Source organism: Methanofollis sp. (assembly GCF_028702905.1).
In the GTDB taxonomy this organism is placed as follows: domain Archaea; phylum Halobacteriota; class Methanomicrobia; order Methanomicrobiales; family Methanofollaceae; genus Methanofollis.
Map to the genome: position 1 here is coordinate 1 of NZ_JAQVNX010000097.1, position 7,850 is coordinate 7,850.

Below are 7,850 nucleotides of genomic sequence, written 5' to 3' on the forward strand. Positions count from 1 at the left end.
AGTCAGTCTCTTTCTCCGGGAACGTCGCGGCGAGGTTCTCCCAGACTGATGAGCGGGGATAACTCATCCCGACGATGGCCGCCTTTCTTACCCCATTTTTCTCAAAGAAGACAACTTCCGGTCTGTAATCTGCCAGAATATGGACGTTCTCCGGCCACTGGATGGACTGCGACCAGGCGCTCTGGGGGTCGTGGTTACCGCAGGCGATGTAGACCGGGATATTGTGGCCATTAAGTCTCTCAAGGGCGTGGAGGAGTGTGAGCTGGTCGTAGATCTGCTGCCTCTGGCTGTCGTAGAGGTCGCCTGCGATCAGGAGAAAGTCGACCTCCTCCCTGAGGGCCAGGTCAACGATCTGGTCGAAGGCGCGGTACGATGCCTGGACCAGTCTTTCAGCCATATGCTCGTCCATTGCCCTGATACCGGCGAGGGGGCTGCCGAGGTGGAGGTCGGCGGTGTGGATGAAGGTTAGAGTGTCTGAAGATTTTTTTCGGGATTTTGTCATAGGATTGCCTCGGATTTTTTGTTCATGGGTGGATGCTTGATGTACGGCACGAAAAATATTTTTATTTCCGTGGCGGCGGATGAGTGGTGAGAGAGGTCATCCGACCTGATCTCTGCCTCTCCGGCCCCCCGAAAAAGTTGCCTGCCACAACAGAAACGATAATGTGTCACCGCGGTCATTCTCTCATCTGAAAATGGATTTTTTGACCTGGCTGGACGGCACATTCCCCCGCGACTTTTTCGATGAGACGATAGCGCAGAGGGCCCTCCGCCACCTGGGGTACCATGAGAAACGGGACCTCTTCTCCGAGGACTGCCCCGTCCGGCGCGGGGCCGAAGGGAGCTGGTACGAGTTCCTCGTGTACGAGATCATGCTCGACCTCTCCCTCCGGACCGACCTCGTACGCTCCATCGTCAGGAAAGGGGACGACATGCAGGAACCCCACGTTGCCCCGCACCCCGGCCAGAACGGATTTTTTTACTCGGAGAAGGGGAACCTGACAGTCAGGGGGAACGGGCAGACGATCGCCGAGATGGACCTCCTCTTCGTGGACAACCACGGGAACATGGGCTTTGTCGAGGTGATCACCTCGGCCATGGGCCTGAAGACGTTCCACGAGGAGGTCTGCTACAAGAAGAGGTTGCTTGGCACCCTGCTCGGGCAGAAGACCGTCCCCTTCGTCCTGGTCTCGTCGGTCGACGTCTCCCAGTACGCCAGCATCCGGAGAATCGCGGCAGAACCCGACTGCCTCGTCCTGATCACAAACCCGGTCGAGGAGATGAGGGACCTGATCTACGAGGGGTCGCTGCGGAAGAGGCCGGAAAGGCCGGGGCCGCACCCGAAGGCCGTCAGCCTCACCTGTTTCCACCCGGAAAATTCCTTCGACTACAGGGAGGTCCATGACGGCAACAGGGAGAGGGTCGTCAGGGCCATGCTCTCCGGCGCGGACGGCGGGATGGACGCGATTGCGTCGGTCGTCAACCCCCTCTCGAAGAAGATCATGCTCGGCACCCTGGACACCTTCGGCGTCCGCACGATGCTCCACGACAGGGGGGTCAGGGTAAAGGACGCCGTCCTCTCTGCCGACGACGTGGTCAGGCGCTTCTGCAGGGCGGTGATCGCCTTCGATATCCCGGCGTACACCCCTGTCGTCTACTTCAAGATGCGGGGGAAGGACGCGTACCTGAAGATCGTCCTGGACAGGGGGGGCGACCTGGCCTTCGAGAGCATGCGGACGCCCGATCGCTCGATGGCGGGGTTCTACGAGTGGCTTGACGCGGAGAAACCTTCTCTCCATCCCCGCGTTGCGGAGAGGTACGCCTCCCTCTTTTTCCCGGTGCGGGAGGCGCCTCCCCTCACCGGCGTCCCGTCCTGCCCCGCAGGCGCAGACCATTCACCAGCCGCGTGAGGCGACCGTATCCCGGCGGGGCCCCGAGAAAATCGTCCATTGCCGCCATATGCCGGCGGTGAGAGAGGACGCTCTCAGGTCTCCGCCGATCCCTCCAGCAGGCCCGAGCAGATCCCGCAGAGGTGGACCGTGACCTGCCCCCCCTGCGCCGGGTGCAGCACTCTGCTCCTGATCTTCAGGGCGTCGGCGATCGCCTGCTTTTCATGTTCGAGGGACCGGATCCCGTCACAGGCCTCCTGGATCTCAGGGTGGTCCTGGCTGATGTCGTACGCCGGGTCCATGGAGATCTGGTCTATCGACTCTTTCAACCTCTCCACGACGGCCGAGACGGTTTCGGAGTCTGAGCGGCTTTTCTGAATGATCTCATTGACGTTCGGGATCTTTTTGCCGAACTGCGGGATGTCCGTTTTTATTGTCTCGATCTTAAATTCGAGATATTCGTTCCCGGCGAGTTGATCGACCATCGACTGATAGTACTGTACGACCTCGTCCTTTTTCGATCCGATCTTGTCGCGGAGGAGCCGGATCTTCACATCGGCCTCTTCCGTCATCGCGGCCGTCAGCCCGGCGATATCCTCCTCCGACCGCCTGCAGATATAACACTCGGGTTTCGAAGACTCAACAGAAACAGGTTCTGCTTTCTGGTTCCTGTTCTTCAGCATGTCGAGTAGAGCCATACTATATCAGATGAATTCTTGAATTATAGATGTTGCTATTTTAATTTCGCGTAATTTACTGTTTAACGCATTGAATGCCAGATTTAATCGGGATGATGGGCGCGACACCTGATGGGTGTGCCCGGGGAAAAGTCTTTCCTTCACGTGTCCGGGGGTTGCAGGAAGGGGTTGCAGGGTCGAAGAAAAGGGGGATGGGAGGAGTTGTTGGCATTCTGGTCTTTCACATTATCTGCTGGCCCTATGAAAACCCCCCTGACTTATCTCCCGGCACCCGGCAGGAGGCCCCGATAGTGCCAGAAGATCAGGGCCAGGACGACGTAGATCGCCGGCGAGGCCCAGCCGAACTCGCCGAGGATCATCTCCGTCCCTGCCGTCTGCACGGTGAGGGCCGGGTAGAACTGCTGGATGAAGTAGTTCCAGAAACCGTGGAAGAGGATGGCCGGGACGACGCTCCCCGACTTCAGGGTGAGCCAGGCAAGGACGAGGCCGGCACCCATGACCGAGGGGATGAAGACGGCGATCGAGAACCAGAGGGGGCCTGCGCCGTGGTAGGTGGAGAAGAGGATCATGGGGAGGTGCCATGCCGTCCAGATGCCGCCGGAGAGGAGGGCGAGTTCGGTGAAGCCCATGAACTTCGCCATCTCCGGGACAAGGAGGCCCCGCCACCCGATCTCCTCGCCGGCGGCGGCGAAGAGGTTGAGGAGGATGGCGACGAGGAAGGCGGGGACGAAGGCGAGGCTGAAGACCGTCGCGGCGCTCCCGGTGTCGAACGCACCGATGCCGGTCGCCCAGACGGCGCCGAACATCAGGAGGCCGATGGCGATGGGGAGGAATATCCCGACCAGCGGCCAGCGGATGTCGCCGACGCGAAAGCCGAAGCCCTTCAGGTCCCGCTGGACGTACAGGCGCGTGAGGACCGCGGCGATGCCGGGGCACCACATGGTGACGAGGGTGAAGAGGAGGATGCTCTCCCGGGTCGTGCTTCCGGTCGTGAGGGCCCACCCGACGCTGCTCAGGGCAAAGGTGAGGAGGAGAAAGAGGAGCACCTCTCTCCGTGCTGTCGACGGGGAGGCGGGGTCATACGGTGTCATCGATAGCGTTTCTCCGGCGACGTATTAAGGATTTTTTCCGGTTTTGTGACGGTGTCCGGGCGCCGCGGGAGAGACCTTCGTGGAAGGTTTATGGGGGATGAAATCCCACTCGAAGTCCGTATGCGCTGCGAAACCCCCTCGTCCGTCCTCCGCGGCTGGGCCCCTGAGGACGCCCCCGCCCTCGCCCGCCATGCCGACAACCCCGCGGTCGCCTGCCATATGCGGGACGCGTTCCCCCACCCCTACACCCGCAGGGATGCGGAGACCTTCATCGCCATGGCGGCGCACACCCCCTCGGCCCTCATGCTGGCTATCGAGGTGGACGGCGAGGCCGTGGGCGGCATCGGCATCCACCCGCTCCTCGATGTCTATCGCGGGACCGCCGAGATCGGGTACTGGCTTTCTGAGGAGTACTGGGGCAGGGGGATCGCGACCGATGCGGTGCGGGCGGTCGTCCCTCTGGCCTTCGACCTCTTTCCCATCGTCCGCCTGCAGGCCGGGATCTTCGAGAACAACCCGGCGTCGATGCGGGTGCTGGAGAAGTGCGGTTTCGTGCGGGAGGCGGTCCACAGGTCGGCGGTCACGAAGGGCGGCGTCGTCATGGACGAGTACCTCTATGCTCTCGTGACGTGAAGGGCGGACATGTAGGAAGGATTGCCCTGAGGATATTTTTTTTATCTCAAAAGAGGGAGAGGTTCCGGACTCCTGCATGCAGGTGTGGCATCTGTCTCCCGGTGCTTGCGCCGTCCTATCCCTGTCCGCTCCACAGATCGTCCCAGTACCGGTTGACCGCCTGCCGGTAGATCTCGACATACTCCGGCGACGGGACGAGGGGTTCTTCGAGGCGCTGTCTCGTCCCCTCGGAGAGTCTGCCGGCCGTCACCACCTCTCCCCCGGCCGCCCGCACCTGGTCCCTGTACCGTGCGACCGCCTCCGCAGCGGCCGGTTCTGTCAGCCAGGGCCCCCCGCCGCGATAGATCTCGGCGACGAACTCGGTCTTGTAGTTCCGTGCCATCCGCTGTGCGAGGAGCCTGAGCACCTGAAAATGGCTCTGTTCGGGGAAACCGCAGTTTGCGATCATCACGAACGTCGGGATCTTCCCGCCCCTACTGGGATGGACGGTCTCTCCCCCCGCGTCCACGACAAAATGGGGGTCTGCGAGCGGGAGGAGGCGGTCGATGAAGATCTTCAGGCGACTGGAGACATTGTCGTTGTGGAGGGGCGTTGCGAAGACGACGATGTCGGCGGAGGAGTACAGGCCGATCAACTCCGCCATATCGTCTTTCAGGACGCACCTCCCTGCCGGGGACGCCCAGCACTGAAAACACCCGAGGCAGTGATCGATCTTTTTCTCCGCGAGGAAGACGTTCTCCACATCGGCGCCCGCCTGCGCCGCCCCTTCGAGGAAGGCGTCGACCATGACGTGCGTGTTGCTCTCCTCCCCCTTCGGACTCCCGTTGAATGCGACGACTTTCATGTGCTCCACCGTCGTCTGATCGATGCGGGGCGGGTAATAAAGGTGTGGGCCGCGGGGTGTGAGGGGGCATATCCCTGTTTTTGAGTGGTTATAACCATACAGAAACATAGATTTATGCCGGGTTATAACCCTACAAAATATCGTGGCTGATCTCCTTGAACTCCTGGTCGCGCTGAACCCCTGGTGGAGCAGCAGAGATTTCGAAACTGGTGTGCGGCGGGAGCGTTATCTTGCGAAGATCAAAAAATATTGCGCCTCCGGGGAGATCGTGGTCCTCAGCGGCGTCAGGCGCTCGGGCAAGACCACCCTCCTGTACCAGATGATCCACGACCTGATCCATACGCAGGGCGTCGACCCGAGATCGATCCTCTTTGTCAACTGCGACGAACCCGCCCTCGCCCGCCTCGACCACCCGCTGGAGACGGTGCTTGACACCTACCGATCAGAGGTCTGGAGCGAGGAGGGTGCCTGGCTCGTCTTCGACGAAGTCCAGGCAATCGCCGGATGGGAGAGGTGGGTCAAGGCAACCTATGACCGCGGGCAGTTCAGGCTGGTGATATCGGGGTCTTCCTCCTATCTTCTCGACTCTGAGATCTCGACCCTGATCAGCGGGAGATATCTGGCTGTCACGGTCTACCCCCTCGATTTTTCGGAGTACCTCCTCTTTCGGGGAGTGAAGATCGGCGCCGACCCGATTGCGCTCACGGCGATGAAGTACGACCTTTTACGCCTTCTCGGGCAGTACATCCGTGAAGGAGGTTTCCCGCAGGCCGTGCGACAGGTCTATGAGGGCATGAAGGTCGACCAGCTCAGGGCGTACTATGACAGCATCGTCTACCGCGATATCGTCCGGGTGAACGAGGTGCGCAACCAGCGAGCGATGAGCGATCTCCTCTCCTACCTCCTGACCAACATCTCCTCGCCCTATTCCTACCGGCAGCTGGAGAGGGTGCTGGGGATCGAAGCGACGACGATCCAGGAGTACATCCACTATGCCGAGATGGCGAGGGTGCTCTTCGAGGTCCAGTACTTCAGTTATTCCCTGAAGGTGCAGGCACGGAACAGCAAGAAGGTCTACTGCATCGATACCGGGCTGAGGAATGCCGTCTCGTTCACGTTCTCGGCCGATGAAGGGCGGTGTGTCGAGAACCTGGTCTTCCTCGAACTGCGGCGGCGGGGGTACGAGCCCTATTACTGGAAAAAATCGGGAGAGGTGGATTTTGTCCTGAAAAACCCGGACAACACCCTGGCCGCGATCAATGTCACGTACACTGAATCCCCTCCTGAAAGGGAGATGAATGCCCTCAGGGAGTTTGCCGGGGAGTTCGGCGGCAGGGTGAAGGACCTGGTGCTGATCACGAAGGATACGGCGGCGACGGAGGGGGAGGTCAGGTGCGTCCCGCTCTGGACGTGGTTGCTCGGTGTGGGGGATTTGTAGGGGCCTGCAATCGTGTTTTTCTTTTTTCGATCTCTCCCATTCCCATCATCGTCAGGCGGTGGGGGTGGCACGCGGGCGTGTACAATACCTGGCATGGCTACTGTATCCCCATCAAAATCCCGGCCAGCGCGAAGAGGAGGAGGCCGTTGACCACGACGACGCCCGCGATCACCATGCCCGAGACGAGGCCGGGCACGAGCATGCTGACGCCGAAGGCGATCGCAACGAGGTTCAGCACCGTCTGAGTGACCAGCAATTTCTTCAGGGCCGGGGGGATGGGCCCGGCCGTCGGGTCTCCGCCGCCCCGGAGCACCGGGAGAAACCGCCCGGCGAGGAGGACGCCGCCCCCGACGATGTTCAGGAGGCCGAGGAGGACCCTGAGCAGGTCGGTCAGGACGCCCGGCACGATGCAGGCGACGACCCCCAGGGCGGCGAAGACGGCCCCGATCAGGACCATGAGCCAGGAGCGGGTGTACTGGCCCACCGGCGTCTCCCCCAGGGCCATCATCTGGATGGCCATGATGACCATCAGCAGGCCGAGCTGACCGTCAGGGGAGAAGGGGATCGCCCCCAGGTTGACCGGGAAGAGGAGGAGGCCGAGGAGCACCAGGAGGGTGGCGACGACGAGGATGGTGGCGACCGGGAGGGAGACCGAGGCGTCCCGGAAAATCCTCCACCCGCCCCCTGCCTGCGGGTCGTCGGGCGTCATGTCTCCCCCTGGGGGTACGCCCTCGCCGTCTTCTGAATGCTCCACGCGAGATAGAAGAAAAAGACGCCGTAGAGGACGAGGAGCACCGCCGTCTGCGGGTCGGTCGTGATGCCGGGGAGGAGGGTGACAAGGCCGAGGGCGACCGAGAGGAGGTACACGCCCGTGCAGGCGAGAGTCAGGTGCCGCAGGACGCCGGGCACCTTCAGCCACGTCCGCGCCCTCCCTTCGACGAGGAACAGTTGGAGGAGAAGAGCGGTCCCGCCGCCGGCGAGGAGGACGCCGACCAGGATGCGGACGGGTGCGGTCAGGGTGCCGGGGATGAAGCAGGCGACCATGCCGACGACCGCCGTGCAGATGCCGAGCACGACGACAGCCCACGACCGGCGGAGGTCGCCGAAGGGCGTCTTCCCCATCGTGACGACCTGGAAGGAGACGATGACCAGGAAAAGACCGTACGTGCTGTCCGGCGTGTAGGGGAGGTCACCCGTATGGATGCCGAAGAGGAGGAGGCCGAAGAGGAGCATGAAGACGCCGAAGACGAGGAGGAT

At 61.8% G+C, this 7,850-nt stretch carries 9 protein-coding genes; 3 read left to right on the forward strand and 6 right to left on the reverse strand.

The genetic code is table 11. The features are described from left to right. Nucleotides 1-502: DNA repair exonuclease (locus PHP59_RS10215; RefSeq protein ID WP_300166628.1), on the reverse strand; the 502-nt coding region annotated here is incomplete at its 3' end. Nucleotides 503-695: 193 nt separating this feature from the next. Between PHP59_RS10215 and PHP59_RS10220 the strand changes: the two genes are divergently transcribed. Continuing rightward, the gene (locus PHP59_RS10220) at nucleotides 696-1,910 is read left to right on the forward strand and encodes a hypothetical protein (RefSeq protein ID WP_300166630.1); all 1,215 of its coding nucleotides are present in this window, start codon (nucleotides 696-698) and stop codon (nucleotides 1,908-1,910) included. A gap of 74 nt (nucleotides 1,911-1,984) precedes the next feature. Here the strand turns inward: PHP59_RS10220 and PHP59_RS10225 are convergent, their stop codons facing one another. After that, complete coding sequence (locus PHP59_RS10225) at nucleotides 1,985-2,587, reverse strand: hypothetical protein (protein ID WP_300166632.1); 603 nt, start codon at nucleotides 2,585-2,587, stop codon at nucleotides 1,985-1,987. A 257-nt stretch (nucleotides 2,588-2,844) separates the two neighbouring features. Next, a complete protein-coding gene (locus tag PHP59_RS10230; RefSeq protein ID WP_300166634.1) occupies nucleotides 2,845-3,678 on the reverse strand; it encodes a CPBP family intramembrane glutamic endopeptidase in 834 nt (277 codons plus the stop codon). Between the two features lie 120 nt (nucleotides 3,679-3,798). Between PHP59_RS10230 and PHP59_RS10235 the strand changes: the two genes are divergently transcribed. Continuing rightward, nucleotides 3,799-4,311 (forward strand): GNAT family protein, encoded by a 513-nt coding sequence (locus PHP59_RS10235; RefSeq protein ID WP_300166636.1) that lies wholly within the window; start codon nucleotides 3,799-3,801, stop codon nucleotides 4,309-4,311. 115 nt (nucleotides 4,312-4,426) lie between these two features. Here the strand turns inward: PHP59_RS10235 and PHP59_RS10240 are convergent, their stop codons facing one another. Next, complete coding sequence (locus PHP59_RS10240) at nucleotides 4,427-5,155, reverse strand: flavodoxin family protein (protein WP_300166638.1); 729 nt, start codon at nucleotides 5,153-5,155, stop codon at nucleotides 4,427-4,429. A gap of 142 nt (nucleotides 5,156-5,297) precedes the next feature. Between PHP59_RS10240 and PHP59_RS10245 the strand changes: the two genes are divergently transcribed. After that, nucleotides 5,298-6,593, forward strand: coding sequence for an ATP-binding protein (locus PHP59_RS10245; RefSeq protein ID WP_300166640.1), 1,296 nt, complete (start codon nucleotides 5,298-5,300; stop codon nucleotides 6,591-6,593). A 97-nt stretch (nucleotides 6,594-6,690) separates the two neighbouring features. Here PHP59_RS10245 and PHP59_RS10250 read toward each other — a convergent pair whose 3' ends face one another. Both PHP59_RS10250 and PHP59_RS10255 read right to left on the reverse strand, forming a co-directional pair. Next, the gene (locus PHP59_RS10250) at nucleotides 6,691-7,302 is read right to left on the reverse strand and encodes a hypothetical protein (RefSeq protein ID WP_300166642.1); all 612 of its coding nucleotides are present in this window, start codon (nucleotides 7,300-7,302) and stop codon (nucleotides 6,691-6,693) included. Next, nucleotides 7,299-7,850 (reverse strand): hypothetical protein (locus PHP59_RS10255; protein ID WP_300166644.1); only part of this gene is annotated, 552 nt, incomplete at its 5' end. The genes PHP59_RS10250 and PHP59_RS10255, both read right to left, overlap by 4 nt.

Bases quoted from the DNA above. Each gene is read 5' to 3' on its own strand.
- PHP59_RS10220 (WP_300166630.1), top strand. From the start codon at position 696: ATGGATTTTTTGACCTGGCTGGACGGCACATTCCCCCGCGACTTTTTC.
- PHP59_RS10225 (WP_300166632.1), bottom strand. From the start codon at position 2,587: ATGGCTCTACTCGACATGCTGAAGAACAGGAACCAGAAAGCAGAACCT.
- PHP59_RS10230 (WP_300166634.1), bottom strand. From the start codon at position 3,678: ATGACACCGTATGACCCCGCCTCCCCGTCGACAGCACGGAGAGAGGTG.
- PHP59_RS10235 (WP_300166636.1), top strand. From the start codon at position 3,799: ATGCGCTGCGAAACCCCCTCGTCCGTCCTCCGCGGCTGGGCCCCTGAG.
- PHP59_RS10240 (WP_300166638.1), bottom strand. From the start codon at position 5,155: ATGAAAGTCGTCGCATTCAACGGGAGTCCGAAGGGGGAGGAGAGCAAC.
- PHP59_RS10250 (WP_300166642.1), bottom strand. From the start codon at position 7,302: ATGACGCCCGACGACCCGCAGGCAGGGGGCGGGTGGAGGATTTTCCGG.